Origin of the sequence: Skermanella aerolata KACC 11604 (genome assembly GCF_000936425.1) — a bacterium.
GTDB lineage: Bacteria > Pseudomonadota > Alphaproteobacteria > Azospirillales > Azospirillaceae > Skermanella > Skermanella aerolata.
Genome location: NZ_AVFK01000025.1, coordinates 30,733 through 56,671, shown reverse-complemented (window position 1 = coordinate 56,671; position 25,939 = coordinate 30,733). Strand labels below are relative to the sequence as shown.

Below are 25,939 nucleotides of genomic sequence, written 5' to 3'. Positions count from 1 at the left end.
GTTGTTCTAATGGCCGGGAGCCTCCAAGGCCCACGGCACCGGAGATCGCCATTGCGGTGAACATACCTGTTTGTTCATGACCCAATCAACCGGCGCTCCCGGTTGAACCGGTACATAGTGTCGCAGGCTTATCGGAATTGATCCTGCTCAAAGACTATTGGATTCTACATACGCGGTCAGGAGCCCCGGCGTCAACTTGACGCAGCGAACAGAATAGTCTGATTTAGCTCGATTTTCGCAGGGTTCCAGGCGTTCCGCCGATATCACGATACATGAGCAAATCGACTTTCCGGCGAATTGTTCCGAGCAGACAAGCCCTCAGCCGCCATAGCCCTTCCGACTCAGAAGCAGGCATCCGGACGGGGACCGGCGGAAAACCTCTCTGGCTTGCGACCGCACTCACTCGTGCTCACCGCCGGTCACGACCCGACGTATGCGCTTCACGCCGGACCAGACCAGGAAGAGGACGACCGGCACGGCTAGCCCGACCGCCAGATCGGGCTCTATCGGAAGCCCGGCGCCCTTCAAAGCCTTCGCCACATAGGAGACGATGCCGACCAGGTAGTAGCTGATGGCGACCACCGACAGCCCCTCGACGGTTTCCTGCAACCTCAGTTGCAGGCTGGCGCGCCGGTCCATGCTTTTCAGCAGGTCGCGATTCTGTTCCTCCAGCGCCAGATCGACACGCGTGCGCAGCAGGTTGCTGGCGCGGGCGACGCGGGCGGACAGCGACTCCTGGCGCTTGGCCACCGCCTCGCAGGTGCTGACCGCCGGAGCCAGCCGCCGGGCCATGAACTCCGCGATGGTCTGCATGCCCTCGATGCGGTCCTCCCGCAGCTCGGCGATGCGGCGCGCCACAAGGTCGCTGTACGCGCGGGCGGCGGTGAACCGGTACGTCGTCTCGGCGGAGGTCTGCTCCGACTCGGCCGCCAGTTTCGAGAGTTGCTGAAGAAGCGCCTGCTCGTCCTCCATCCGGGCGATGCGGGTCGCCTGTTCGGTCAACCGCGCCAGTTCCGACTCGATAGCACGCACCCGGGGCAGGACGCCGCGCGCCAGCGGCAGGGCCAGCAGCGCCATCATGCGATAGGTGTCGATCTCGACGAGGCGCTGGACCAGCCGGCCGGTCTGGCGCGGCTTCATGCCATGGTCGGCGACCACGAAGCGGCCGAAGCCGTCGGCATGTATCCGGAAATCAGTCCAGCCGGTTGCCCCGCCGCCGGCCATGCGCGACCCGATGAATCCATCGGAGCCGAACACTCCCTGCAAGCCCTCCGGTGTCGCGACAGGTGAATCTCCCTTCACCAGCGCCAGATGGACCCCCGCCAGCATCTCCCCCGCCATGCCGGCGAGCCAGTCCGGCGGCAGTGCCGCCAGTGCCGTATCGGCGAAGCTGTCGCCGGCGCCGCCGGAACGGAACACGGTATAGCTGCTGAACTCGGTATGCCTCTCCCATTTGATCCGGAAGGTGCCGAGGTCGGCGCTGTGATGGGTGGCGCCGGGCGGCGGCGGCGGCGCTCCTGCTCTTTCGCACAACCGGGCAAAGTGGGCGCGGTCGATCTCCGAGTTGCCCTCCCCGGACAGCATGGCGAGATGGGTCACCCGCAGCGGCGACCGCAGGCCCTCGGCCGGGCGGGCATGCATCTCGTTCGCCAGCGCTTCCCGCAGCGCATGGTCCTTCAGCGGCCGGAAGGCGGCAAGCTTGGCGTTCGCGGCAACTGTCACTGAATCCATGTCATCATCCATCGGCGACGGTTCCGGCGACCGGGCAAGGGGTGCGGCAGATTATCCGGTTTGCCGGCGGAAGGCTCGCGACAACTGGATCTGCCTCATAGCCCGTTCGGCTGACCGCTTAACAATCATATACGGTTGAATATGCCGGGTCGTTCCGGTAATGTTCCGCTCAAGCCAGCGGTCTCGGCCACTGGTGATCCGGAGCGGCGACACGAAGCTTCAACGTGCCAGATCGGTGACCTTCCATGACGCTCCCAACAATGTCCCAGGGCCATTTACCTCAATTTTCCCTTTTGTCGATATTCACCGGCACGGCGCGGAAAACCCGCTCCCCGGCCGGCCGGGCGGAGGCTTCTCCAAACGGTGTCGCGTCGGCGTTATGGCGTGCTATACAGGCGCCAAATCCGTATCTCGTGTGAATGTCGATGATGACCCGTTTGTCTCCTTCCCTGATCCGCCTGATCGCGGGGCCTTGCCTAGCACTGGCCATGGCCGCCGCCCTGTCGGCCTGCGCCTCGACCGAGGAGACTCCCTATGTGGAGCGCCCTGTCGAGACGATCTATTCCGAGGCCGCCGCCGCCATGGACCAGGAGCGCTTCAAGGAGGCGGCGCGGCTGTTCGACGAAGTCGAGCGCCAGCATCCCTATTCCCAATGGGCGACGCGGGCTCAGTTGATGTCCGCCTTCGCGCATTATCAGGCGTTGCAGTACGACGACGCCATCATCGCGCTCGACCGCTTCATCCAGCTCCATCCGGGCAGCGAGGACATCGCCTACGCTTATTACATGAAGGGCCTCTGCTACTACGAGCAGATCACCGATGTGGGGCGTGACCAGCGAGTGACGCAGCAGGCGCTGGACGCACTGGGCGAGCTGACCCGGCGGTTCCCGGAATCGCCATACGCCCGCGATGCGGCGCTTAAAATCGACCTGACCAATGACCACTTGGCAGGCAAGGAAATGGAAATCGGGCGCTACTACCTGCGCCAGGGCTACCAGAATGCGGCGATCGGCCGTTTCCGTACGGTTATCGAGAAATATCAGACCACCAGTCACGTGCCGGAAGCCTTGCACCGCCTGACCGAAGCCTATCTCGCCCTCGGCGTGGTGGACGAGGCGCAGGCTGCGGCGGCCGTGCTGGGGCATAACTTTCCGGGCAGCGAATGGTACGTAGACAGCTACGCCCTGCTGGTGGACGCGAATGTGCGGCCGGAGAGCAGCAGCAAATCATGGATCAGCCGGGCTTGGGCCTCGGTGTTCTAAGGCGGCCCATGCTGGCGGCGCTGACGATCCGGGACGTCGTCCTGATCGAACGTCTGGCGCTGTCGCTTAATGCAGGGCTGTGCGTGCTGACCGGTGAGACCGGCGCCGGCAAGTCCATCCTGCTCGACGCTCTGGGCTTGGCCCTGGGCGGACGCGGCGACAGCACTTTGGTCCGCCACGGCAGCGACCAGGCCTCCGTCACCGCCGAGTTCGACCTGCCCGACGACCATCCAGCACTAGCGCTGGTCCGCGAGCAGGGCCTCGATGTCGAGGATACGCTGGTCCTGCGCCGGGTCGTCACGGCCGACGGCCGCAGCCGCGCCTATGTCAACGATCAGGCTGTCGGCGTCACGCTGCTGCGCCGGCTGGGGGAAACCCTGGTCGAGGTCCACGGCCAATTCGACACCCATGGGTTGCTGAACCCGCAGACCCATCGTTCTGTCCTCGACGCCTATGCCGGGCTGCAAACCTCGCTTGCCCAGGTCGGAGCGGCTTACCGCGCATGGCGGCAGGTCGAGGTGGCCCGCAAAGAAGCCGCTGCTGAGATCGGCCGGGCACGGGCGGAGGAGGAGTATCTTCGCCACTCCGTCGCCGAACTGGACCAGTTGGACCCGCGCGTCGGGGAAGAAGAAGAGCTAGCCGAAACCCGCTCGGTCATGATGCACCGGGAGAAGGTGGTGGAGGCGATGAACGGCGCCTTCGCCGAACTTGCCGGCGAGCGCGGCGCCGAGCGCGGGATGAACGCGGCCCAGCGGTCTCTGATGCGGATCGTCGACAAGGCCGGCGGACGGCTGGAGCCGGTTATCGGCGCGCTCGACCGGGCGCTGGCCGAGGTCGCCGATGCCGTCGCGACCCTCCAGGCGCTTTCCAGCGACGAGGATCTCGACCCACGCGGGCTGGAGAAGTTGGAGGAACGGCTGTTCGCGCTGCGCGCCGCCGCCCGCAAGCACAACATCGAGGTCGATAAGCTGGCGCTTCTGCGGGAGGACATGTCCCGCCGGCTCAACCTGATCGAGGACCAGGGCGATGCGCTGGAGCGGCTTGCCCGCGAGGCGGAGATCGCGCGCGAAGCCTATCTGGACGCGGCGAAGCGGCTGAGCGGCTGGCGCCGGGAAGCGGCGGCCAAGCTCGACACCGCCGTGTCGAAGGAACTGCCGCCGCTCAAGCTGGACCGGGCGCGCTTCACGACGACGGTGGAGCCGCTGGAGGAATCGGCCTGGGGAGCGGAGGGTATCGACCGCGTCGCCTTCCTGGTCGCGACCAATCCGGGTTCACCGCCGGGGCAGATCAACAAGATAGCGTCGGGAGGCGAGCTGGCGCGCTTCATGCTGGCGCTGAAGGTGGTGCTGGCCGCCGTCGGAACCGTTCCGACGCTGGTGTTCGACGAGGTCGATACCGGCATCGGCGGGGCGGTCGCCGCCGCCGTCGGTGAGCGTTTGTCGAAACTGGGTCGCGACCGGCAGGTTCTGGTGGTAACACACAGCCCGCAGGTGGCGGCGCGCGGTGCGCACCACCTGAAGGTCCAGAAACAGGCGACGGAGGAACGGGTGACGACCGAAGTGGTGGAATTGAGCGACAGACAGCGGCGGGAAGAGATCGCGCGCATGCTCTCCGGCGCCAAGGTCACCGAGGAAGCGCGCGCTGCCGCCGACAGCCTGATCGCGGGGCGCGCCTGATGACGGCTGCGGCACGCCAGGAAGCGGCGGGAGCGCGGCAGTCGCTGAGGGAACTCTCGGTGGAGGACCTGTCCGCCGAGCAGGCCGGTGAGGAACTGGCGGCGCTGGCAGCGGAGATCGCGCACCATGACGCGCTCTACCACCAGCAGGACACGCCGGAGATCCCGGACGCCGACTACGACGCGCTGAGGCGGCGGAACGATGCGATCGAACTGCGCTTTCCCGAGCTGAAGCGGGGCGATAGCCCGTCGCAGAAGGTCGGCGCGGCTCCGGCAGCCGGGTTCTCAAAGGTCCGGCACGCCGTGCCCATGCTCTCGCTGGGCAATGCCTTCGCCGGCGAGGACGTCGAGGAGTTCGTGCAGCGCATCCGCCGTTTCCTCAACATCAAAGAAGACGAGGCGGTAGAGTTCGTCGCCGAACCCAAGATCGACGGGCTATCCTGCTCGCTCCGTTACGAGCACGGCAAGCTGGTGATGGCCGCCACGCGCGGCGACGGCCAGGAGGGCGAGGACGTCACCGCCAATGTGCAGACGATCGGCGACGTTCCGAAGGAACTGGCCGGCGCCGTCCCGGACGTGCTGGAAGTACGGGGCGAGGTCTATATGGACCGTGTCGAGTTCATGAAGCTGAACGAGCGCAGGGTCGAGAAGGGCCAACCGATCTTCGCCAACCCACGCAATGCTGCGGCGGGCAGCCTGCGGCAGCTCGACCCGAAGGTCACCGCCGGGCGTCCGCTGGGCTTCTTCGGCTATTCCTGGGGCGAAGTATCGGAACCCCTGGGCAAGACCCAGTGGGAGGTCCGGAAGCGGCTGAAGGAATGGGGTTTCCAGCCGAACAAGCCGTCGGAGCTGTGCGACGGCACCGAGGCGCTGCTGCGCTACTACGATCAGGTGCAGGAGCGCCGCTCCGGCCTGCCGTTCGACATCGACGGCGTCGTCTACAAGGTCAACCGGCTGGACTGGCAGGAGCGGCTAGGCTTCGTCAGCCGTGCTCCGCGCTGGGCCATTGCCCACAAATTCCCGGCGGAGCAGGCGCAGACGCGGCTGAAGGCGATCACGATCCAGGTCGGACGGACCGGAGCGATGACTCCGGTCGCGGAGCTTGAGCCGGTGACGGTCGGCGGCGTCGTGGTCAGCCGCGCCACCCTGCACAACGAGGACGAAATCGTCCGCAAGGACGTGCGGGTCGGCGATCTGGTCGTGGTCCAGCGAGCCGGCGACGTGATCCCGCAGATCGTCCAGGCCGTGATGGACAAGCGCTCCGCCGAATCCGAGCCTTACGTCTTCCCTGATCATTGCCCAGTGTGCGGCAGTGCGGCGGTGCGGCCCGAGGGCGAGGTGATCCGGCGCTGCACCGGCGGGTTGATCTGCGACGCCCAGGCGGTCGAGCGGCTGCGACACTTCGTCAGCCGCGATGCCTTCGACATCGAGGGTCTGGGCGAGAAGATCATCCGCGAGTTCTGGGACGAGGGCATGGTCCGCCGTCCCGGCGATATCTTCCGACTGCGCGAGAAGGACGCGGCAAACCTCACCAAGCTGAAGAACCGGCATGGCTGGGGCGCCAAGTCGGCGGAGAAGCTGTTCGACAGCATCGACGCCCGGCGCAACATCGGGCTGGACCGCTTCATCTTCGGACTGGGCATTCCCCAGGTCGGGCATACGACGGCGCGGCTGCTGGCGCGCTGCTACAGGACTTTCGAGAACCTGCGCGAATCGATGGCGGCCGCACAGGTCCATGGATCGGAAGCCTATGGCGAGTTGATCGGGATCGAGCAGATCGGACCGTCGGTGGCCGACGACCTGCTCGGCTTCTTCGCCGAGCCGCACAATCTGGAAGTGCTGGAAGACCTGCTGGCCGCCGGCGTTTCGGTTCAGGAGTTCGTGCCGCCGAAGGTGCAGACCTCCGCCATCGCCGGCAAGACCGTGGTGTTCACCGGCACGCTGGAGACGGTGACCCGCAGCGAAGCGAAGGCCAGGGCCGAGGCGCTGGGGGCGAAGGTGGCGGGGTCCGTTTCCGCCAAGACCGACTATGTCGTCATCGGGGCGGATGCCGGCAGCAAAGCGGCCAAGGCTCAGGCGCTGGGCGTCACAACGTTGACCGAGCAGGAATGGCTGGAGCTGGTTTCGGCCCAATAGCTCAATAAGTTGAGCGCTGCTCGAAGCTCTCGCCATGGGGAGACGATGCCGGCGTGACGGCCACGCCGGCGACCTTGGCGAGAGGTGGTCCCTGGTGGCAGGCCTGAACCATGTCGTCCACCTGCTCGGCCGGACCGGCGAAAACAGCTTCCACCGTACCGTCCTTCCGGTTGCGGACCCACCCGGCCAGCCCGCGCTTTCGCGCCTCGTCCACGGTCCAGGCGCGGTACCAGACCCCCTGGACCTTGCCGGAAATCAAGGCATTGACGGCTTTGGTGTCGTTCATGGATTGCCTCCATGCTTACCGGAAGACGGACGGCGCCAGCCTTCGAACAGGCCCATGGCGAAGGCGGCGTGGATGGCGAGGGGTGCTCCCCAGGCCACCAGGGGGAAGACGAACCACAACCGGTCGGGCGTCAGGAAGAAATTGACCGGAGCCAGCACGATCATCGCCGAGAAGTAGATGATCAGGTGGTTCAGGAAACCGCGAAGACGGTTGCGGGCGGCGCGGCTGGTATCTTCGGGCGGTAGTTCGGTCATGACGGTGTATTCGTTAGATTGCTAATCAATGACTTGCCGCGCGCAAGAAGTCGCGGATCAGGTCCGGGTCCTTGTGGCCGGGGCGGTCTTCGACCCCGGAGCTTACGTCGATCGAGGCGGCTCCGCTGATCGAGATCGCTTCGGCGACGTTGGCGACGGTGAGGCCGCCGGACAGCATCCAAGGCTTCGCCCAGGTGCGGCCGGTTAGGATCGTCCAGTCGAACGGAATGCCGTTGCCGCCGGGAAGCGCTGTAACTTTAGCGGGAGGTTTTGCGTCGAATAGCAACCTGTCGGCGACCTGAGCATAGGCCTCGGCGGCCGCCAGATCCTCGACCGAGGACACCTTGATCGCCTTCATCACCGGCATCGAGAACGCCGCCTTGATCTCCGCGACGCGGGCCGGGGACTCGTCGCCGTGGAGTTGGATCAGGTCGAGCGGGACTTGGCTGACGACATGCTCCAGGTATTCGTTATCCGGATCGACGAACAGACCAACCGTGCGCACGCCGGTCGGGATCATCCGCGCCAGTTCGGCCGCCAGCGGCGGGGCGACGTGGCGGGGGGAGCGCTCGAAGAAGACGAGACCGACGAAGCGCGCTCCGCCCGCAAGGGCGGCGGCGGCCGCGTCGGGATGGTTGATGCCGCAGATCTTGACCTGAACGCTCATGCCAGTTCTTTCACGATGCTCCGCGCCGCCGAGGCCGGGTCGGACGCCTGGGTGATCGGGCGGCCGATGACGAGATAGTCGGCGCCCTGCTCCACCGCGTCGCGCGGGGTCATGACGCGCTTCTGGTCGCCGACGGCTGACCCGGCGGGACGGATGCCGGGCACCATCAGGACGAAGTCGGGACCGCAGTCGGCCCGCAGCGCCGCCACTTCCGCCGGCGAACAGATCACGCCGTCGAGGCCGGAGGACTGCGCCAGCGAAGCCAGCCGCCGCGCCTGATCGAGCACCGGGACGCTCTGGCCGACCGAGACGAGATCGTCGTCGTCCAGGCTGGTCAGGACGGTGACGCCGAGCAGCCGGGGGCGCTGGAGGTCGGTCATCAGGGCCGCCTCGGCGGCGGCCCGCATCATGGCCGGACCGCCGGAGGTGTGGATGGTCAGGAAGGTCGGCTGGAGCGGCAGCATCGCCCGAACAGCCGCCGCGACCGTATTGGGGATGTCGTGCAGCTTGAGGTCGATGAACAGCGGCAGCCCGATACCGGACACGACAGACCTTATTCCGGCGGGTCCCTGCCCCACGAAGAATTCCAGCCCCAGCTTGATGCCGCCGACGGTATCCGCGAGACTTTCGGCCAGCCCGCGCGCGTAGGCGATTTCCGGCGTGTCGATCGAAACGAAGATGCGGGACGCCGGGGATAATGCCTGGGATGATATGGTCATGTCTTTTCCAATACCGACGTGCCCTGCCCGGCCGCCCATGAAGTCAATGTCGGAGCTTCCGCCGGATTTTCCAGGGCCGAAGCGAGCGCTTCGCCCAGCACCGGGCCGAACTTGAAGCCGTGGCCGGAGAACCCGGTCATCACCCAGCCCCGGCTGCCGACGGGTTCGACGATGAACCGCTCCTCCGCCTCGCAGGTATAGAAGCAGGTGGCGGCGCTGGCTATCGAATAACGGTCCGGATCGGCCAGCCGGGCACGGCCGAACGACCAGATCCGTTCCGCCTCCTCCAGTCCGGCGTCGCGGTCGCGGTCGGGATCGCCGGTCAGGGTGAAGCGGTGGTCGCCGATCTTCATGCCGGTCCCGGCGACGGGCGGGACGAGGTAGAAGCCGCAGTCCGGATCGATGTCGAGCACCATCGGGTGCCGTTCCCAGCCGGCGCGGCGATCGTCCGGGATGGCCAGATAGGTGATGACCTGCCGCGACGGCGTGACGCGGGCGGCGGCATCGGGCAGCAGCCGGCTCACCCAAGGCCCCGCCGCGACCACGACGGCGTCGGCCTGGACGGTGCTGCGGTCGGCCAGACGGAGCGTTCCGGATTCTGGATCGACGGCTTCGACCCGCATATGCGGGTGGATCGCGACTTTCCGTCCGGGCAGGTGATGGGCCAGCAGCTCGACGATCCGGCCGGCCAGCAGCACGCCACCGCTTTCCAGGTGGAAGGCCTCGCGGATGCCGTCCGTTGCGATCAGGGGGAACTCGCGGCCGAGTTCCGAAGCATTCAGCCAGCGGACGCCGCGCCCGAGATCGGCCAGGGTGCGGGCGCTGTCGTGCAGCCACGCGGTATCGTCGGTGGAGGCGATGCAGAGCGTGCCGGTCTGGACATAGAGCGTCGCCCCCAAGTCGGCCCACAGCCGGTCCCAGGCGGCATAGGCCTGATCGACCATGCGGGTATAGCCCGCTTCCGCTCCATAGGCATGGCGGATCAGCCGGTGCTGATCGACCGAGGAGCCGAGCGGGTTGGGGACCGCGTACTGGTCGTAGACGGTCACCCGGTGTCCCCGGCGGGCCAGCGCCCAGGCGGTGGACAGGCCCATGATGCCGGCTCCGACGACGGCGACGTTCATGCCCATGGCGCAGGTATCCTCAGGTGACTTCGACGGCGTATTGAGCGGCGGCGAGGTCTTCCAGGGCCGTCCCGACCGACTTGAACAGGGTGATCTGGTTGTAGAACCTCCTGCCCGCCCGGTCGCCGCGCGTCAGGTCGAACAGGTCGCCGGCGACATCCTCCGCCGTGATCAGCCCGGCCGCCAGCGGCTGGGTCAGGTCGCCGGCCTCGCTCAAGGCGCCGTCGCGGGTGTCCACGAAGATGCGGGCGCGGGTGATGGCGTCGTCGTCGGCTTCCCGCATTTCCGGGGTGAAGCCGCCGACGAGATCGACATGGACGCCCTCGGCCAGCCACTCGCCCCGGATCAGAGGCTCGCGCGACAGGGTGGCGCAGGACACGATATCGGCGCCGCGCACCGCCCCTTCCAGGTCGGCGGTGGAGGCGACCTTGAGCCCGCGCCGGTTCAGCACGCGCGCCAGCCGGTCGGCCTTGGCGGCGTCGCGGCCCCAGATCAGAACTTCCCGGATCGGGCGGACGGTGGCGTGCGCCAGGATCAGGTGAGGGGCGAGCGCGCCCGTCCCGACCATCAGCAGCCGGCTGGCGTCGTTCCGCGCCAGATAGGATGCCGCGAGGGCGGAGGCCGCCGCCGTACGCTTCACGGTCAGCGCCGGGCCGTCGATCAATGCTAGCGGCGCGCCGGTCTTGCCGCTCAGCAGCAGATAGGCGCCCATGATCGAGGGCAGGCTGCGCGTTCCGTTGTCGGGGAACACGGTCACCAGCTTGATCCCGATATAGCGCCCGACCTGCCACGCCGGCATCACCAGCAGCGTCGCCGCGTGCTGGTCGAACGTCGGGATCGTGTGGTGATGCCGCACCGGCACGTCGCAGCCGGAGCGGAACATCTTCCGCAGCCGTTCGATCAGCGGCGCGAACTCCAGCGCTGCCTCGACCTCAGCGGCGCTGATCGTCCGCATCAGTATGCTTTGGCCGCTTCGATCCGCGGCAGGGCCGACGTGCTGCGGGCGGCGTCGTTCGACAGGGCCGGCAGGCTGTTGGCGGCGGCAAGCGTCTGCGCCGCTTCGGCCACGCGCTTCTCGGCGACGGTGCGCTGTTCGCGTTCGCGCGCCAGATCGCGTTCGAGCTGCGCCGCCTTGCGGCCTCGGACGCGGGCGGCGACGCGGTAGCGGCGGTCGGCGCCCCAGGCGACGAGGCCGCCGGCCAGGAAGCCCACGACCAGCGTCGTCAGCACGGCGACATAGAGCGGCACCGTGATCTCGAACGGCAGCGGCCACAGGGCGAGATCGATGGGATCCCGGTTGGACACCGCGAAGGACACGATGACCAGGGCGATCGGAATGGTGATGATCCAGGACAGGTAACGCACGGGCTTCCTCGGGCTCTTGGTTCGCGATGGGGCTGGCCTTGGCAAGCCGTCTTGCCAGACTGCCGTGGCCGGTTATGAACCCTTACTCCGTGTTCAGACGTTCGCGCAACTGCTTGCCCGTCTTGAAGAAGGGGATAAACTTTTGCGTCACGTGGACGCTGGCCCCGGTACGTGGATTGCGACCGACGCGGGCGTCGCGCTTCTTGACGGAGAAGGCCCCGAAACCGCGCAGCTCGACCCGGTCGCCGCGCGCCAGCGCCTCGGATATCTCATCGAAGATGGTGGTGACGATCTTCTCGATGTCCCGCTGATAGAGGTGCGGGTTCTGTTCCGAAAGACGCAGGATCAATTCAGACTTGGTCATAGGCCCTGTCTCCCCCCGGTTGCGCGGGTCACCCCTTGACGCGGAGCCGCATTGCCGCGCGCGACCGCCACGGTGCCATGCGGGCAGCGCCACCGTCAAGGTAAGTTGCTCTGAAATAACAGTTTTGCCCGCAACTTTGCCCTGAGCTGGTTGGGTGAGGCGGCGGGTGCGGGCATGGGGACGGGATCGGCGGGCGGATTGAAACCTATGGCTGGGGGTATAGGCCGATAGCCCTGGACAGCCCGGTGATGACACCCCCTTTCCGGCCTTGAATGTCATCATTTGTCATCATCGGGCGTTTGGATCTGTCTTGCGCCGCCGCCTGCAAGCACGTTCCCGGCGGACTGGAGGGTGGATCGGTCCGAGCGTTGCGGCATAGAGACATCCATCGCGTTGGCTCCTCCACATCCGCGCTGTATTGCCGAGGTCACCTGACGTGTGGGTCAGGAGCACCACAAGATCATAGCATAAAATTCCTAGGTTTTCCAGTGGCAGAGGAGTTACGGGAGTAAAGGTAAAGGCGCAGGTTGATTGCGGAGGTGCTGTGGCTGAACGGGACAGGAAAACGGATGGATCGGATAAACGAAAAGGTGGCACGGCCGGCGTTCGCCCCCACACTATCGGCCGGTTCGTGATCCCAAACTGGTCGGCAAAAAGGATCGGCAGCGCCTTCGCGCCATGAGCGATGAAGAGGTCGAAGCGAACGCCGCTTCAGATCCGGACGATCCGAACCGCAGAACCTTCCGGTTGTGCCAAGCCGGGATCGCGAAGCGGTTTGGTCTGAACCTGAAAACTCCACAGGATTGGGAGCAAGGCCGACTGGAGCCGGATCAGGTTGCCCGGCTCTACCTGAAGGTGGTTGCTCATGCTCCCGATGCCGTCAAGGCGGCTCTCGTGAAGAGATAGGGCGGGATCACCTTAACCGATCAGGCAAGCAACCGGCCGGTTTGCCGAGAACCGAGGCTTTGTCTCCATCGTCGCCGCCTAGCGCTGGAGCATGGCGGCGGCCTGGAGGGGAGAGATGCAAACCGGTTCGCGACATGTGAGGCTTTCCGCAATGGCCGAAATTGGGCGATGCGGATGCCGGTTAAATAGGAGGTTCCCTTGCGGCGAACTGACAAGTCAATCCGGCTATAAATATTTATTTTACATTTAGCGAATATCAGATAGATTAAGTTCAATACGGAGGTTAACATGAAAACTATTGCATGCATTGGTATTCTGTTCATAGCTTTGATCTTTACGACTGGCATCGCAGCAAAATCTTATGCAAACGAAGATTTAGGACTCGAAGTGTCATATCAGGGTAATTATCTCGAAATAACAAATAAATCGAATTGCGAGTTGAAGGAACTGTATTTCGCCCTCGCTCATGTCGATACAAAGAACGAGCTTAGCCGACATTGGGATGAGGCAGCCGCTTATACGTCGGTCGTTGGAATGTGCAAAAGTTGCTTCACAGCTTCTCACGGATCTTTACCTCCGAAATATTCTTTGCAATTAGAAAAAAGCGATTTTATCAAGGGTGACGGAGAGAGTTTAACGAGCAAGTACAAGCTAAACTTTCTGGTGGTAAATGCCACTCAGTGCGAGAACAAAAAAGCCGTATCGTCTTTCTACGGTAGTTTTTACTAATTTGTGAATGGATTGGTCTGCTCAAGACTTGGAACAACAATTTTTCTGGATAGATCAAAAAATGAAACTTGGCTTCAATTCGAAAATCGTTCTAGCGATGACGCTCCTTATCATGAACTGCGCACCGGCTTCATCAGCAAAAATGACGCCAAGCAAAGAAGACTCCGACAAGATCTTAGAGGCATTGGGAACTTTTTTGCCCCGCGCTCTAAAATGCTTTCATGAAACTGGAGAGTACGTTGACACAAAGATAGATAGCATCAACGCTGATAAGGCAAATGGGGATTCGATAGATGTAATCATAAACTTCAAAGGCGGATTGACTGGAAATAATTATAAGATGACTCTAAGATTGAGAAAAAAGAATAATATTATGTACGCAGATCCAATTTATGACAATGCCCTTTTCCCACCGAGCCCAACCTGTAAATTCAGGAATGGCGCAGAGTAATGAAACTTCTGGTGACGTGAAGTCCCAACAGGGAGCGGCCTCCCGTTACAATCACCTTGAACAAGGCGCATGCGACAGGCCCGCCATTCACAGGCGGTGCGGGTCCGATCAAAGGAATGCGCGGACGGCGACCTGACTTGTACCAGTGGCATCGAAGCTTGGCCGGTCTGGAGCGTTAAATGTCGGGCTGAAGAGGCCCGACCTACGCGAGCGTGCTCGTGTATAATGGTGTAAGCGCTGGTCGAAAGGATTGCGTGCCGTTGGTATTAGCTGGGGTGCTTCGTGGTGATGAGGAAGATCGGTCAGTCTGCGATCCGCAGGGGCTTTGCTCGCCGGAAGAGGCTGATCTGACCTGTTGATCGGGGCATGGAGGGTGTGCAGGGTCTGCGCAGCCCAGCCGGAGCCGTCGTTTGGCAGCGGCAAGCGGCTGGAAGCCGCTTCTACGGTTGTCGAGGGTTTGGCTGGGATGTCAGGGCGTCGAAGACTGATCGGTGGAGGCCGGTGCGCACGGCGCTTTCAATCGGTCGCCTCCTGACTTTCAATTGGTCGGGCATTGACTTTCAAACGGTCGAGTTCCCGCATTTCCGCGACAAGGACCGGAATGAGGTGGACATCGTCATCGAGAACCGGCGCGGACGACAAGGCCGTACCGTTTGGCGAACGGCTGCTCGCCGTGCCGATCTCGACGCTTTGGCGGTGAGAAGGCAGGTGCTTGTGTCAGTCGCTTGGGGGGAGAATGGTGCCGGTTGTCAGATTTGAACTGACGACCTACCGCTTACGAAGCGGGTGCTCTACCACTGAGCTAAACCGGCGCCTGTCATTCAGGCTCGCCTCATAGCCGGTTCCGTCGGCGCGATCAAGTGCTTTCCGGCCGGCGATTACGGGTACCGGCATTTCGTTGCCAGCCGGGGCCGGCGGCGCGGGTTCCACCGCTGGGGCGGAAGCGTCTTCGGGGAAGTGCCGTGGCGGCAGCGGTGCAGCATTATGGCACTCCGGTCTTTATATTTCCCTTATATCCGTTTAGTTCGCGCTTATAAAACCGGCGAAGATCCGCATCGAGATTTTATGTGGGCCGGGATTAACTTGCCGTCATCAGAACTTTCCGGAGTTTCGGCCCAATGATGGACATCCTGTTCCTGATGACACTTCTGGCTTTCTTTGCCGCCTGCGACCGGCTGACCGGTGCGCTGGAGCGGCTTTGACGCCGCCGGTTCCGATCGGAACCGATAGTCCACCCCGTTCCTGAGAGAACCACCATGACATTCGATTTCGTCCTCGGCGCCGTCGTGGCGGCCGGGCTGCTCGTCTATCTCGGGTTTGCCCTGCTGGCGCCCGAGCGCTTCTGACCGCAAGGACCCCTCACCCATGGATTCCTCCGGTCTCATCCAGATCGTCCTTTATCTCGTCCTGCTCACGGCGCTGACGCCCATCATCGGCGAGTACATGGCGCGCGTCTTCAGCGGCGGGAAAACGGTCGCCTCGCGCGTGATCGGTCCGCTGGAACGCGGGATCTACCGCGTCTGCGGCGTCGATCCCGCCCGCGAGCAGCACTGGACCGGCTATGCCGCCTCACTCCTGGCGTTCAACCTGCTGGGCGTGCTGCTGCTCTACGCGCTCCTGCGGCTCCAGGCTTTCCTGCCGCTCAATCCCGCCGGGATGACGGCCATGACGCCGGATCTCGCCTTCAACACGGCCGTCAGTTTCACCACCAACACCAACTGGCAGTCCTACAGCGGCGAAGCGGCGCTGAGCTATCTGAGCCAGATGGCCGGGCTGACGGTGCAGAACTTCGTGTCCGCCGCGACCGGCATGGCCGTCCTGGTGGCGCTGATCCGGGGCTTCTCCCGCCGCAGCGCCCGGACGGTCGGCAATTTCTGGGTCGATATGGTGCGTGCCACCCTCTACGTGCTGCTGCCGCTGTCGATCGTCACGGCACTGTTCCTGGTCTGGCAGGGCGTGCCGCAGAACCTCAACGCCTATGTAACGGCCGAGACGGTCGAGGGCGCGCAGCAGGTCATCGCCCAGGGTCCTGCGGCTTCGCAGATCGCGATCAAGCAGATCGGGTCCAACGGCGGCGGCTTCTTCGGCATCAACTCGGCCCATCCGTACGAGAACCCGACACCGCTGAGCAACCTGGTGGAAATGCTGCAACTGCTGCTGATCGCGTCGGGCCTAACCTGGACGTTCGGGCGGATGGTCGGCGATCTGCGCCAGGGTGTGGCGCTGTTCGCCGCAATGGGCTTGATGCTGGTGGTCGGCATCGGCGTCACCGCCTGGGCCGAGGGCCGGCCGAACCCGGCCATGGTCGCCGTGGGGGCCGACAGCTTGGGCGGCAGCCTGGGCGGCAACATGGAAGGCAAGGAGGTCCGCTTCGGCATCGCCAACTCGGCTCTATGGGCGGTCGCGACCACGGCCGCGTCGAACGGCTCGGTCAATGCAATGCACGACAGCTTCTCGGCGCTGGGCGGCATGGTGCCGATGGTCAACATGATGCTGGGCGAGGTGGTCTTCGGCGGCGTCGGCGCCGGCCTCTACGGCATGATGGTCTACGTCCTGCTGGCCGTCTTCATCGCCGGGCTGATGGTCGGGCGAACGCCCGAATACCTGGGCAAGAAGATCGAGGCGAAGGAGATCAAGCTGGCGATGTTCGCGGCCTTGACGACCTGCTTCGGCATCCTGGTCTTCTCCGCCTTGGCGCTGGTCGTGCCCGCCGGTCTGGCCGGCATCCAGGAGCCGGGACCGCACGGGTTGTCCGAAGTGCTCTACGCCTACAGCTCGGCCACCGGCAACAACGGCTCGGCGTTCGGCGGCTATACGGCCAACGCGCCCTACCCCAATACGACGATCGCCCTGGCGATCCTGCTCGGCCGGTTCCTGGTGATCCTGCCGGTCCTCGCCATCGCCGGCGCCCTGGCGGCGAAGAAGAGCGTCCCGGCATCCGCCGGCACCTTCCCGACCCATGGCCCGCTGTTCGTCGGGCTGCTGGTCGGCACCGTCGTGATCGTCGGCGGCCTGACCTTCTTCCCGGCGCTCTCCCTGGGTCCGATCGCCGAGCACCTGATGACGGGAGTTGTCCCATGATACACCGCAGTTCGGAAATCTCCCTGCTGGATGCCGGCATCGCGGCGCAGGCGGTCGGAGTCGCGTTCCGCAAGCTCGATCCGCGCGAACTGGTCCGCAACCCGGTGATCTTCGTGACGGCCGCCGCTGCCGTCCTGACCACCGTCCTGTTCGTCCGCGACCTTGTCACGGGTGTGCCGTCCACCGGCAGCGATCCCGCCGTGGTCGGCCAGATCGCGGCCTGGCTGTGGTTCACCGTGCTGTTCGCCAACTTCGCGGAAGCCATCGCCGAAGGCCGGGGCAAGGCGCAGGCCGCCAGCCTGCGCAAGTCCAAGACGGAGACTCCCGCCCGCAAGGTGTCGTCGATCGACGGCGCCGGCGAGCAGCAGGTCCCGGCGGCCAGCCTGCGCGCCAACGACCTCGTCGTGGTCGAAGCGGGCGAGGTGATCCCCGGCGACGGCGACGTGGTCGCCGGCATCGCCACCGTCGATGAGTCCGCCATCACCGGCGAGTCCGCTCCCGTCATCCGCGAGAGCGGCGGCGACCGGTCGGCGGTGACCGGCGGGACGCGGGTGGTATCGGACCGCATCGTCGTACGGATCACGGTCAATCCGGGCGAAAGCTTCCTCGACCGCATGATCGGTCTGGTCGAAGGCGCCAAGCGGCAGAAGACGCCGAACGAGATAGCGCTGAACATCCTGCTGGCCGGCTTGACCATCATCTTCCTGGTCGTCGTCGTGACGCTGGAATCCTTCGCGCAGTATTCCGGCGTCACCCTGCCGGTGGTCTATCTGGCTGCCCTGCTGATCACCCTGATCCCGACCACCATAGGCGGCCTGCTGTCGGCCATCGGCATCGCCGGCATGGACCGGCTGGTCCGCTTCAATGTCATCGCCAAGTCGGGGCGCGCGGTCGAGGCCGCCGGCGACATCGATACCCTGCTGCTGGACAAGACGGGCACGATCACGCTGGGCAACCGGCAGGCGGCGGAGTTCCTGCCGGTCGCGGCCGTCAACGAGCGCGAGCTGGCGGAGGCGGCCTTCCTTGCCTCCCTCGCCGACGACACGCCGGAAGGCAAGTCCATCGTCGTCCTAGCCCGGCAGAAGTTCGGCCTCCATTCGGTCGATCCGGCGACCTCCGGCTTCACCTTCGTCCCGTTCACCGCCCAGACCCGCATGAGCGGCGTCGATATCCCGGCGGCTGCGGGTGCGGGTGCGGCCTCATCTTCCGGTTCGGGTGCCGGCTCGACCTTGACGCTGGACGATCCCACGTCGATCCGTAAAGGCGCCGTCGATGCGATCACCCGCCATGTCGGCGCGGATGGCAGCCCGCGCGACCTGAAGCAGATCGTCGAGCGGGTCGCCAGGGCCGGCGGCACGCCGCTGGTCGTGGCCAAGGGCGGCCGCGTGCTGGGCGTCATCCACCTGAAGGACATCGTCAAGCCGGCCATCCGCGAACGCTTCGCGACGCTACGCGAGATGGGCATCCGCACCGTGATGGTGACGGGCGACAACCCGCTGACCGCCGCTTCCATCGCGGCGGAAGCCGGCGTCGACGACTTCCTGGCGGAGGCGACGCCGGAGCGGAAGCTGGAGCTGATCCGGAGCGAACAGGCCGAGGGCAAGCTGGTCGCGATGTGCGGCGACGGCTCCAACGACGCGCCGGCTCTTGCCCAGGCCGATGTCGGGGTCGCGATGAACACCGGCACCCAGGCGGCGCGCGAGGCCGGCAACATGGTCGATCTGGAAAGCGATCCGACCAAGCTGATCGAGATCGTCATGATCGGCAAGCAACTGCTGATGAGCCGGGGGGCGCTGACGACCTTCTCCATCGCCAACGATGTCGCCAAGTACTTCGCGATCATCCCCGCGCTGTTCGTGGCCGCATATCCCCAGCTGGCCGTGCTCAACGTGATGGGCCTTGGCAGTTCGTCCAGCGCCATCCTGTCCGCGATCATCTTCAACGCGCTGATCATCGTGGCATTGATCCCGCTGGCGCTGAAGGGCGTCCGCTACCGGCCAGCACCTGCGGCCAGCCTGCTCCGCCGCAACCTGCTGGTCTACGGCCTGGGCGGCCTGATCGTCCCCTTCATCGGCATCAAGATCATCGATCTGGCGGTCAACGCCTTCGGTTTGGCCTGAAAAGCGAGATATACATGCTCAAAGAACTGAAGCCGGCGCTGATGATGCTCCTGGTCCTGACCGCGATCACCGGCATCCTTTATCCGCTGGCGGTGACCGGGGCGGCGCAGGCGCTGTTCCCGGCGCAGGCCAACGGCAGCCTGATCGTGCGCGACGGCAAGGTTGCCGGTTCGGCGCTGATCGCCCAGAACTTCGTCGGACCCGGCTGGTTCCAGCCGCGCCCGTCGGCGGTGGACTACAATGCGGCGTCTTCGGGCGCCTCCAACCTCGGCCCGACCAGCGGCGTGCTGATCGAAACAGTCGCCAAGCGGGTCGAGGCCCTGCGCGCCGCCAACCCCGGCGCCGATCCCGCCGCTCCGGTGCCGGTCGAACTGGTCACGGCGTCGGGCAGCGGCCTGGACCCGCATCTGTCGCCGGCGGCGGCGCTGTGGCAGGTTCCCCGTGTCGCCGCCGCGCGGGAAATCCCCGAGAGCGACCTGCGCGCCCTGGTCGCCCGCCATACCGAGGGCCGCACGCTGGGCCTGCTGGGCGAACCGCGCGTTAACGTCCTGCTGCTCAACCTGGAACTGGACCAGCGCACTTCTGGAACGAACTGATGGCCCGGATGGACTGATGCCCGACACCGACCGCGACGACCGCCCTTCCCCCGAAGCGCTCCTGGCCGAGGCCAACCGGGAGCGGCGCGGGCGGCTGAAGATCTTTCTCGGCGCAGCACCGGGCGTCGGCAAGACCTTCGCCATGCTGGAGGCCGCCCATGACCAGCGGCGGGAGAAGACCGACGTCGTGGTCGGCATCGTCGAGACCCACGGGCGGCGCGATACCGAAGCCCTGCTCGATGGGCTGGAGGCCCTGCCCCGCCGGCAGGTCGACTACCGCGGACGGCAGTTCGCCGAGATGGATGTCGATGCCATCCTGCGGCGCCGTCCGGGGCTGGTTCTGGTGGACGAACTGGCCCACACCAACATTCCGGGCAGCCGGCACGTCAAGCGCTTCCAGGACGTGGAAGAGATTCTGGAAGCCGGCATCGACGTCCTGTCCACACTGAACATCCAGCATCTGGAAAGCCTGAACGATGTCGTCGAGCGCATCACCGGCATCAGGGTGCGGGAAACCGTGCCCGACAGCGTGCTTCAGGACGCCGACGAGATCGAGCTGATCGACCTGCCGCCCAGGACGCTGATCAAGCGCCTGCGGGAAGGCAAGGTCTACGTCCCCGATCAGGCCATGCTGGCGATGGAGCGCTTCTTCTCGCCCGGCACCCTGACCGCCCTGCGGGAGATGGCGCTGCGCGCCGCCGCCGAGCGGGTGGACGCGCAGATGGTCACGTATATGCGTGCCCATGCGATCCAAGGGCCGTGGCCGACGCGGGAGCGCATCCTTGTCTGCATCGGCGACGGCAAGGCGGTGTTCCGGCTGGTCCGGACCGCCAGACGGGCGGCGGAGCGCCGTCAGGCGCCGTGGATCGCGGTCCATGTCGAGACTCACCGGCATGCCACGCTGCCGGAGGAAGCCAAGACGCGGATCTCGGACGCCCTGCGGCTGGCAGAACAGCTCGGTGCCGAGACCCATGTCATTCCCGGCGACAAGGTCGCGGCCGAGCTGCTGGCCTTCGCCCGCGAGCGGAACATCAGCCAGATCATCGCCGGCCGGGCTCGCCCCGGACGCTGGCTTCCATCCCTGCACGCTTCCGTCACCGCAGAACTGCTGGCCCGCGCCGACAGCTTCGACGTGACGGTCGTGTCGGGCGAGGACGACGCCGAGCCGGCGCCGGCGTCCCTGGGTGTCCGTCCCCGCGGCTTCGGCTGGGTCGGCAAGTGGACCGGCTACGCGATGGCGGCCGTGGCCACGGGTGCGGCCACGGGGCTGAGCTATGGTCTCAGCCTGTTCATGGAGCTGCCGAACATCTCGCTGGTCTATCTGATGACCGTGTTGCTGGTGGCGATCCGCTATGGGCTGGGGCCGTCGATAGCGGCTTCGATCGCCTGTGCCCTGACCTACAACTTCTTCTTCACCGAACCGCTGTTCACGCTCGACATCTCCGATACGCAGAACATCCTGACGGTAGCGTTCTTCCTGCTGACGGCCTTCATCGCCAGCAACCTTGCCGCCCGCGTCGGCTCCCAGGTCGAGGCGACGCGACTGAGCGCTCGGCGGACCGCCAACCTGTACGGCTTCAGCCGCAAGATCGCGGCGGCGGCCAACCAGGACGACGTGCTGTGGGCGGTCGTCCACCACGTTGCCGCGACCATCCATGGCCGGTCGCTGGTGCTGCTGCCGGAGGCGCCGGTGCCGGGGCTCGATATGGGGCCGGACGGCGGCCAGCTTATGATCCGGGCGGGCTATCCGCCGGAGGACCGGCTGGACGACAAGGCGCGGGCGGCGGCGGAATGGGCGTGGTCGCACGCCGAACCGGCCGGACGCGGCTCCACCACCCTGCCGACCTCTCCCTGGCTGTTCCTGCCCTTGCAGACCGGCCGGGGACCGGTCGGGGTGCTGGGCGTCCAGATCGAGGGACGGGACCGTCCGCTTTCGCCGGAAGACAGCCGGCTGCTCGGCACGCTGGCGGATCAGGCCGCCGTGGCGATCGAGCGCACCAACCTCGTCTCCGACATCGAGAACGCGAGGCTGGCGACGGAGACGGAACGCCTGCGCTCCGCTTTGCTGTCCAGCCTGTCGCACGACCTGCGGACGCCGCTGGCGTCCATCCTGGGCGCGGCATCCAGCCTGATATCGTACGAGGGCTCGCTGAACGCCGCCGACCGGCTCGACCTGACCCAGACTATCCAGGACGAGGCGGAGCGGCTGAACCGATTCGTCCAGAACCTGCTGGACATGACCCGGCTGGGCTCGGGCAAGCTCAAGCCGCGCACCGACTGGGTCGATCTTCGCGACGTGATCGGCTCGGCGGTCGAGCGCGCGGCCAAGCTGCTGCGCCGCCGGCAGGTCCGGGTCGAGATCGACCCCGCCCTGCCACTGCTGCGGCTCGACGCGATGCTGATGGAGCAGGTCATCTTCAACCTGATCGACAACGCCTGCAAATACTCGCCCGCCGGCACGCCTGTCACCGTCTGGACGGCGCTCCGCCACGGCCACGCCGTGGTCGAGGTCTGCGACCAGGGGCCGGGCATCCCGGCGGAAGACCGGGAGCGGGTGTTCGACATGTTCTACCGGGTCGAGGAGGGCGATAGCCGCGCCGCCGGGACCGGGTTGGGGCTGGCGATCTGCCGCGGCATCGTGGAAGCTCATGGCGGCCGCATCGCCGCCCAGCCCGGCCTGAACGGCGCCGGCACCTGCATCGTGATCCGGCTGCCCGTGGCCGACGCCGACCAGCCGGAGGCCCCGCCGATTGAGACGGTCGAATGATCCTTGCCAACCGAACGGCCTCCGGCCAAAGATCGGCCTCATGCTGAAGATCCTGGTCATCGACGACGAGCCGCAGATCCGCAAGTTCCTGCGGATCAGCCTGACCGCGACCGGCTATAAGGTGGTCGAAGCGGAGACAGGCGCGCAGGGCGCCGACGCCGCGAAGGCCGAAAGCCCCGACCTTGTGATCCTCGACCTAGGGCTGCCCGACATCGACGGCCAGGAAGTCATCACCCTGATCCGCGAGCACTCTCAGGTCCCGATCATCGTCCTGTCCGTCCGGGCCGACGAGACCGACAAGGTGGAGGCGCTGGACCGGGGTGCCGACGACTACGTGGTGAAGCCGTTCGGCATCGGAGAGCTGATGGCCAGGGTGCGCGCGGCATCCCGCCAGCGCTCGGCCGCCGCGTCGGACCCGGACAGGCTGCGGATCGGCGGCCTCACCATCGACCTGACCCGCCGGCTGGCCGTCCGCGACGGCGTCGAGCAGCGTCTTTCCCCCAAAGAGCACGCGCTGCTCAGCCTGTTCGTCCATAACCGCGACAAGATCCTGACCCATGCCCAGATCCTGCGCGAGGTCTGGGGACCGGCCCATGCACACGACACCGCCTATCTGCGGGTCTACGTCAACCAGCTTCGCCAGAAGCTGGAAAGCGACTCCGGCCGTCCCGTCCTGATCGTCACCGAACCGGGAGTCGGCTACCGGCTTCGCACTGGGGAGGAGCGCTGAACCGGCGGGTGTCATGCGTGCAGTGCAATACCGCATTTCGTTGCGGATTAAGCATTTTCACAGCAGGCCCATCTCACCATATCAGCGCGCTTGTGGGGAACAGCCGCCGGAACATGTCCTGCGGCCGAGACCGGCTCATCGGGAAAGATCAGGTGGAAATGGGAACTCGGCAGGGGGCTGCTTCCGGCATCGGGTTGGGCAAGCTATACGGCGCCCTGTGGCGCAATGCCGACGGCGCCAGGCATCTGGTCGTCGCCTTCATCTTCCTGCTCGTCGCGGCGCAGACGGCGCGGCTGGCGATCCCGTATTTCTTCGGCAATGCCGTCAACGACCTCCAGCAGGGCGGCAACGACGGCGTGCCGAAGGCCGGCATCGACATGCTGTGGATGCTGGGCTTCTGCATCCTGGGCTGGGCGCTGCACGGTCCCGGCCGGATCATCGAGCGGTTCACGGCGCTCCGCATCCGCGAGCGCTTCGTCGACGTGCTGTACCGCAAGCTGATGTCGCTGCCGATGGGCTGGCACGAGACACACCATACCGGCGAGACGATCCAGCGGATCGGCAAGGCCGACGCGGCGCTGTTCGACTTCTCGCAGAACCAGTTCCTCTATCTCCAGAGCGTCGTCGGCCTGATCGGGCCGGTCGTGGCGTTGTGCGCGATCTCCGGCGTCACCGGCGCCGTCGCCATGGTCGGCTACGCCGTGCTGGGCCTGATCCTCTACCATCTCGACCGCGCCATGGCGCGGCTGGCCGATACCGAGAACCGGGCGGAGCGGCGCTATTCCGCCGAGCTGGTGGACAGCCTGGGCAACGTGTCCACCGTCATGACGCTCCGGCTTCAGGACGCCATGCGCGTGGCCCTGACCCGCCGGCTGCACGAGGTCTTCGCCCCGATCCGGCGCAGCATCCTGGTCAACGAGGCCAAGTGGTGCACGCTCGACCTTGTCGGCAACCTGTTCCGGATCGGTCTGGTGTCGCTGTATGTCTGGCTGCTGTGGCGCCAGGGCGCCGCCGTCATGGTCGGGACCGCCGTCATGGTCTACCAGTATTCCCAGCAGATCGGCGACGTGGTCGGGACGCTGGCCAACCACTGGCAGGGCGTCGTCCGCGCGCACACCGACCTGAACGGCGCCGACGAGATCCTGGACGCCGAGAGCCGCCAGGGCCTGAAGGGCGACGTCGTTCCGGGCTGGCAGGAGATCGAGGTCACCGGACTGACCTTCCGCCACCCCAATCACCGCTCCCAGACGCCGACCCTGGACGACGTCTCCCTCACCGTGCCCCGAGGCGCCCGGATTGCCCTGGTCGGCGAAAGCGGCTCCGGCAAAAGCTCGCTGATGCGGGTGCTCAGCGGCCTTTACGACGCCGACCGCGTTGCCATCGCGGTGGACGGCAGGCCCGACCCCGAGCTTACCGGCCTCGGCACGATCTCCACCCTGATCCCGCAGGACCCGGAGATCTTCGAGAACACGGTGGCGCAGAACATCACGATGGGCCTGGACTATTCGACGGAAGAGGTCGAGCGCGCCTGCGAACTGGCCTGCCTGACACCGATCCTGGACCGGATGCCCCAGGGGCTGGAGACCGTCATCGTCGAGCGCGGCGGCAACCTGTCGGGAGGCCAGAAGCAGCGTCTGGCGCTGGCGCGCGGCATCCTGGCGGCCAAGCGCAGTTCGGTAATCATGCTGGACGAACCGACCAGCAGCCTGGACCCGGCGACCGAGGCGAAGGTCTACGCCAACCTGATGGCCGAGTTCCCCGACGCCAGCATCGTGTCGTCGATCCACCGGCTGCACCTGCTGACCCGGTTCGACATCGTCGTCTTCATGCAGGACGGCCGGGTCGCCGACGCCGGCACCCTGGACCAGTTGATCGCCCGCCAGCCCCGCTTCCGCGAGATGTGGCGGGAGGTCGTCCGGTCCGGAACGCCCGAGCCGGTCGGCTAGCCGACCACCGGTCCGATTACCGGCCCCAAGGCCCCTGCTGCGCGCCGGCCATGAAACCGCCGGCGCCGATCGGGCCGGCGGCGGGGCCGGCCATCGCCCGCAGCCGCCGCACACGCTCCTCGGTCGAGGGATGGGTGCGGAACAGCCCATCGACCGAGCGGGAATGCAGCGGGTTGATGATGAACATGTGCGCGGTCGCGGGATTGTTCTCCGCCTGGACGTTGTCGATCCGCGACGCGCTGACCTGGATGTTCTCCAGCGCGTTCGCCAGCCACAGCGGCCGGCCGCAGATCTCCGCGCCGATACGGTCGGCCTCGTACTCGCGGGTGCGGCTGATCGCCATCTGGACGACCATCGCGGCCAGCGGCGCCAGGAACACCATCAGCAGCGTCCCGATCATGCCCATCGGGTTGTTGCGGTTGCCGTTGCTGCCGCCGAACATGAACGCGAAGTTGGCCAGCATCGACACGGCGCCGGCGATGGTCGCGGTGACGGTCATGATCAGCGTGTCGCGGTTCTTCACATGGGCCAGCTCATGCGCCATCACGCCGGCGACTTCCTCGTGGTTGAGCCGGCGGAGCAGGCCGGAGGTCGCGGCGACGGCGGCGTTCTCCGGGTTGCGGCCGGTGGCGAAGGCGTTGGGCTGGTCGTTCTCGATGATGTAGACCTTTGGCATCGGCAGGCCGGCCCGCGCCGAAAGCTGCTGAATCATGCCGTAGAACTGCGGCGCCGTCGCGGCATCGACCTGCCGCGCGCCGTACATGCGCAGCACCATCTTGTCCGAGTTCCAATAGGCGAACAGGTTGGTGCCGACCGCGAAGAGCAGCGCCATCATCATGCCGCCCTGCCCGCCGATCATGTACCCGATCGCCAGGAACAGCGCCGTCATGCCGGCCAGCAGCATCGCCGTACGCATATAACTCGTCATGATCCCACCCGATTGCCTGAACGCGTCTTTCGATCTCCGGAACTTCGTTCGTCCGGAGGCACCTTCGATATGTGACGCCGTCCCGAACAGCTTCAAGCCTTG

23 protein-coding genes and 1 tRNA gene are annotated in these 25,939 nt (G+C 65.8%); 13 read left to right on the top strand and 11 right to left on the bottom strand.

Features of this window, described 5'->3' with window-relative positions; all coding sequences use genetic code 11:
- Positions 1-399: 399 nt before the first annotated feature.
- Complete coding sequence (locus N826_RS25080) at positions 400-1,731, bottom strand: DUF3422 family protein (protein ID WP_044433315.1); 1,332 nt, start codon at positions 1,729-1,731, stop codon at positions 400-402.
- 428 nt (positions 1,732-2,159) lie between these two features.
- On the opposite strand from N826_RS25080, the gene N826_RS25075 reads away from it, so the two are divergent.
- From N826_RS25075 to ligA, 3 genes are read left to right on the top strand one after another with little or no spacing between them, the layout of a single operon-like run.
- On the top strand, positions 2,160-2,993 hold the full coding sequence (locus tag N826_RS25075; protein ID WP_044433313.1) for an outer membrane protein assembly factor BamD: 834 nt from the start codon (positions 2,160-2,162) through the stop codon (positions 2,991-2,993).
- Between the two features lie 8 nt (positions 2,994-3,001).
- Positions 3,002-4,669, top strand: a complete 1,668-nt coding sequence (recN, locus tag N826_RS25070; RefSeq protein WP_044433205.1) for a DNA repair protein RecN — start codon at positions 3,002-3,004, stop codon at positions 4,667-4,669.
- Positions 4,669-6,804 (top strand): NAD-dependent DNA ligase LigA, encoded by a 2,136-nt coding sequence (gene ligA, locus N826_RS25065; protein WP_044433203.1) that lies wholly within the window; start codon positions 4,669-4,671, stop codon positions 6,802-6,804. Before recN ends, ligA begins: the two co-directional genes overlap by 1 nt.
- Before the next feature lies 1 nt (position 6,805).
- On the opposite strand, the gene N826_RS25060 is transcribed toward ligA, so the two are convergent.
- The 8 genes from N826_RS25060 to ihfB all read right to left on the bottom strand — a co-directional run bounded on the left by N826_RS25060 (position 6,806) and on the right by ihfB (position 11,583).
- On the bottom strand, positions 6,806-7,090 hold the full coding sequence (locus N826_RS25060; protein WP_044433202.1) for an acylphosphatase: 285 nt from the start codon (positions 7,088-7,090) through the stop codon (positions 6,806-6,808).
- Positions 7,087-7,344 carry a 2TM domain-containing protein gene (locus tag N826_RS25055; RefSeq protein ID WP_044433200.1) on the bottom strand — a complete coding sequence of 86 codons (258 nt, stop codon included), beginning with the start codon at positions 7,342-7,344 and terminating at the stop codon, positions 7,087-7,089. Before N826_RS25055 ends, N826_RS25060 begins: the two co-directional genes overlap by 4 nt.
- Positions 7,345-7,369: 25 nt before the next feature.
- Positions 7,370-8,011, bottom strand: a complete 642-nt coding sequence (locus N826_RS25050) for a phosphoribosylanthranilate isomerase (RefSeq protein ID WP_044433198.1) — start codon at positions 8,009-8,011, stop codon at positions 7,370-7,372.
- On the bottom strand, positions 8,008-8,730 hold the full coding sequence (gene pyrF / locus N826_RS25045) for an orotidine-5'-phosphate decarboxylase (protein ID WP_044433196.1): 723 nt from the start codon (positions 8,728-8,730) through the stop codon (positions 8,008-8,010). Before pyrF ends, N826_RS25050 begins: the two co-directional genes overlap by 4 nt.
- The gene (locus N826_RS25040) at positions 8,727-9,860 is read right to left on the bottom strand and encodes an FAD-dependent oxidoreductase (protein WP_211099381.1); all 1,134 of its coding nucleotides are present in this window, start codon (positions 9,858-9,860) and stop codon (positions 8,727-8,729) included. The genes pyrF and N826_RS25040 overlap by 4 nt, the downstream gene beginning before the upstream one ends.
- A gap of 13 nt (positions 9,861-9,873) precedes the next feature.
- Positions 9,874-10,809: a bifunctional Delta(1)-pyrroline-2-carboxylate/Delta(1)-piperideine-2-carboxylate reductase gene (gene lhpI / locus N826_RS25035; protein ID WP_044433194.1), complete on the bottom strand. Its 936-nt coding sequence runs from the start codon at positions 10,807-10,809 to the stop codon at positions 9,874-9,876.
- Positions 10,809-11,219: a lipopolysaccharide assembly protein LapA domain-containing protein gene (locus N826_RS25030; protein WP_044433192.1), complete on the bottom strand. Its 411-nt coding sequence runs from the start codon at positions 11,217-11,219 to the stop codon at positions 10,809-10,811. Before N826_RS25030 ends, lhpI begins: the two co-directional genes overlap by 1 nt.
- 82 nt (positions 11,220-11,301) lie before the next feature.
- The gene (gene ihfB, locus N826_RS25025; protein ID WP_037458738.1) at positions 11,302-11,583 is read right to left on the bottom strand and encodes an integration host factor subunit beta; all 282 of its coding nucleotides are present in this window, start codon (positions 11,581-11,583) and stop codon (positions 11,302-11,304) included.
- Between the two features lie 678 nt (positions 11,584-12,261).
- Here ihfB and N826_RS25020 point away from each other — a divergent pair.
- The 3 genes from N826_RS25020 (at position 12,262) to N826_RS43325 (ending at position 13,669) form a co-directional block, all read left to right on the top strand.
- A complete protein-coding gene (locus tag N826_RS25020; RefSeq protein WP_044433189.1) occupies positions 12,262-12,489 on the top strand; it encodes a helix-turn-helix domain-containing protein in 228 nt (75 codons plus the stop codon).
- Between the two features lie 288 nt (positions 12,490-12,777).
- Positions 12,778-13,218, top strand: a complete 441-nt coding sequence (locus tag N826_RS43330) for a hypothetical protein (RefSeq protein ID WP_147040420.1) — start codon at positions 12,778-12,780, stop codon at positions 13,216-13,218.
- A 7-nt stretch (positions 13,219-13,225) separates the two neighbouring features.
- Positions 13,226-13,669 carry a hypothetical protein gene (locus N826_RS43325; protein WP_157599364.1) on the top strand — a complete coding sequence of 148 codons (444 nt, stop codon included), beginning with the start codon at positions 13,226-13,228 and terminating at the stop codon, positions 13,667-13,669.
- Between the two features lie 737 nt (positions 13,670-14,406).
- On the opposite strand, the gene N826_RS25015 is transcribed toward N826_RS43325, so the two are convergent.
- Positions 14,407-14,481 (bottom strand) — tRNA-Thr (locus N826_RS25015).
- A 444-nt stretch (positions 14,482-14,925) separates the two neighbouring features.
- On the opposite strand from N826_RS25015, the gene kdpF reads away from it, so the two are divergent.
- From kdpF to N826_RS24985, 7 genes are all read left to right on the top strand, one after another.
- On the top strand, positions 14,926-15,015 hold the full coding sequence (gene kdpF / locus N826_RS41300) for a K(+)-transporting ATPase subunit F (protein WP_063772312.1): 90 nt from the start codon (positions 14,926-14,928) through the stop codon (positions 15,013-15,015).
- A 19-nt stretch (positions 15,016-15,034) separates the two neighbouring features.
- Positions 15,035-16,750 (top strand): potassium-transporting ATPase subunit KdpA, encoded by a 1,716-nt coding sequence (kdpA, locus tag N826_RS25010; protein ID WP_044433187.1) that lies wholly within the window; start codon positions 15,035-15,037, stop codon positions 16,748-16,750.
- Positions 16,747-18,870 carry a potassium-transporting ATPase subunit KdpB gene (gene kdpB, locus N826_RS25005; RefSeq protein WP_147040416.1) on the top strand — a complete coding sequence of 708 codons (2,124 nt, stop codon included), beginning with the start codon at positions 16,747-16,749 and terminating at the stop codon, positions 18,868-18,870. Before kdpA ends, kdpB begins: the two co-directional genes overlap by 4 nt.
- 14 nt (positions 18,871-18,884) lie before the next feature.
- Positions 18,885-19,466 (top strand): potassium-transporting ATPase subunit KdpC, encoded by a 582-nt coding sequence (kdpC, locus tag N826_RS25000; protein WP_044433185.1) that lies wholly within the window; start codon positions 18,885-18,887, stop codon positions 19,464-19,466.
- 16 nt (positions 19,467-19,482) lie between these two features.
- Positions 19,483-22,233 (top strand): sensor histidine kinase, encoded by a 2,751-nt coding sequence (locus N826_RS24995; protein WP_044433183.1) that lies wholly within the window; start codon positions 19,483-19,485, stop codon positions 22,231-22,233.
- Positions 22,234-22,273: 40 nt separating this feature from the next.
- The gene (locus N826_RS24990) at positions 22,274-22,963 is read left to right on the top strand and encodes a response regulator (protein ID WP_044433181.1); all 690 of its coding nucleotides are present in this window, start codon (positions 22,274-22,276) and stop codon (positions 22,961-22,963) included.
- A gap of 158 nt (positions 22,964-23,121) precedes the next feature.
- On the top strand, positions 23,122-24,909 hold the full coding sequence (locus N826_RS24985) for an ABC transporter ATP-binding protein (protein WP_044433179.1): 1,788 nt from the start codon (positions 23,122-23,124) through the stop codon (positions 24,907-24,909).
- Positions 24,910-24,925: 16 nt separating this feature from the next.
- Here N826_RS24985 and htpX read toward each other — a convergent pair whose 3' ends face one another.
- The gene (gene htpX / locus N826_RS24980) at positions 24,926-25,837 is read right to left on the bottom strand and encodes a zinc metalloprotease HtpX (RefSeq protein WP_044433177.1); all 912 of its coding nucleotides are present in this window, start codon (positions 25,835-25,837) and stop codon (positions 24,926-24,928) included.
- Positions 25,838-25,939 lie beyond the last annotated feature (102 nt).